Raw genomic sequence first — 465 nt, forward strand, 5'->3', positions numbered from 1 at the left:
GGCCTTTTTAAGGTAATTAGCCACAGTACCAGGTGAAATATTTAAACTTCTGGCAATCTCTCGATGGGATAATTGTGTTGAGTACTTCAGCCGTAAAATGGAATGTAATTTACTCATAGATACAGGTCTTGTTGTCTTTGTTGTTATCCTCATCAAACGATTCAGATAACGGTTTACACACCTACAAAAATGATAAAACGCGAACTCGGTTACGAGTGGTATTAAGCTTTGAACGGCAAAATCATTAAGAGCATAAAAGTGATCATTTACAAGTGATTTTAGTGATCAAAGCTGGAGAGAATATGCAAATGAATAATAACCGCGATCAAATAAGGTTAATGAATTATCCGGTGTGCCTTCAATGAGTTCTTCAGCGAGTGTCATTTCCCCTTGATGCTGCCCGTTAAAAGCACAATTAATGAGTTGATGACTCGTTAGCTCCATGTGGCATACCATCCGAATTTG

General features: G+C 37.8%; 1 protein-coding gene and 1 pseudogene. Both read right to left on the bottom strand.

All coding sequences use genetic code 11. From position 1 onward, the window contains the following. Positions 1 to 153: sigma factor-like helix-turn-helix DNA-binding protein (locus AAEZ22_RS18170; RefSeq protein WP_352298393.1), on the bottom strand; the 153-nt coding region annotated here is incomplete at its 3' end. Positions 154 to 309: 156 nt separating this feature from the next. Beyond that, positions 310 to 465 (bottom strand): annotated as a pseudogene (locus tag AAEZ22_RS18175) (IS4 family transposase); the annotation flags it as partial.

This window comes from Pseudoalteromonas sp. 20-MNA-CIBAN-0454 (assembly GCF_040308685.1).
In the GTDB taxonomy this organism is placed as follows: domain Bacteria; phylum Pseudomonadota; class Gammaproteobacteria; order Enterobacterales; family Alteromonadaceae; genus Pseudoalteromonas; species Pseudoalteromonas nigrifaciens.